Annotated in this window: 1 protein-coding gene; it reads left to right on the top strand. The window is 66.7% G+C overall.

Annotation, left to right across the window (positions count from 1 at the left end; translation table 11 throughout):
- Positions 1-172: 172 nt before the first annotated feature.
- Complete coding sequence (locus CCN33_RS11950) at positions 173-898, top strand: hypothetical protein (protein ID WP_086693616.1); 726 nt, start codon at positions 173-175, stop codon at positions 896-898.
- Positions 899-1,121 lie beyond the last annotated feature (223 nt).

The raw sequence follows: 1,121 nt of genomic DNA, 5'->3' as shown, positions 1-1,121 counted from the left end.
CCGGGGCCCTGGCCCGGCTCGTCCGGGACGAGAGGCGCTTCCCGGAAGGCGCAGCGGGGCGGCGGGGAACGAGCTGGCCCTTGCCGACGATGGCCGACCCGACCTAGGGCCTGTCCGATGAGTCAGGAACAGGGACGTCCACCCCGCCTGCCACGGAGGCTTTAATACCCAGGTGGTGAACTGGACGCAGATGCACGACTGCTACGGGGATGTCGATCGCGTCCCCGCGCTTCTGGAACGGGTGGAACTCGAGGACAACGCCGAAGCATGGGAGGAACTGGGATATCGACTGGTCCTCGAACACGCCCTTGTCTTCCCCGCCAGCTTTGCCGCCCTGCCGGGCCTGGTGCGTCTCGCCTCGAGGAGCGCACGGGCGCGTGGACTGGCCGGGGCGATCCTGCGAGGTGCGGCAGGACACCACGGCTGCGACGATCTGCTGGCGGGCTGCGCCGACGCGATCGCGGAGTTCCGCAAACTGCTGGACCGGCACCTGCAATCGGGGCCGATCGACTACTTCGCGGCCTTTCTCAATCTGCTTGCAGCCAAGGAGGAGTACCACTGGAGTGCCGTCCTTGGGGACTTAAAGGACGACTTCTACCACTTGGCCTGCCCCCACTGCGCCGTGGAAGTGACGATCGCCATCGGGGATTACGGGCGCTATTCAGCGATCCGAGACTGGAACCTGGGCGACGTGGACCGTCGCGGCCTGCGGCCGGCGTCCATTGAGGAGCTCTCCGGCACCGGCCGTTGGATGTACGAGACTGCCGTCCGCGACGGACACGAGGCACTCGCCGACGGAATCGCCCACCTCTTCGGCAAGGGCGAATGCCCACACTGTGCCAGCGTGTTCAACATCGCGGACGAGTACACGTCCGCCAACCGCCCTGTCCTGCGGTAGACCAGGGTGAATCCGCACCCCGTCATGACCGCTTCGAGCCCGAAGATGGCGTCGACCGGATCGACGTCCTTGAGGAACACCACGTCCAGCCCGACACGAACCGGACCACCGCCCTCGATGACCGCGAGCGCGGACGCGTCATCGGGGGCGGAGAAGTAATCAACGTCCGGCACCCGCCGATTCTCACATGATCACCACGAACTCGACCCGGACCGGCTGCGCC

The sequence above is a fragment of the Streptomyces recifensis genome, from assembly GCF_002154615.1.
GTDB classification, from domain to species: domain Bacteria; phylum Actinomycetota; class Actinomycetes; order Streptomycetales; family Streptomycetaceae; genus Streptomyces; species Streptomyces griseoluteus.
Note: the sequence above shows the minus strand (reverse complement) of the source record. Positions and strands in the feature narration are given on the sequence as shown.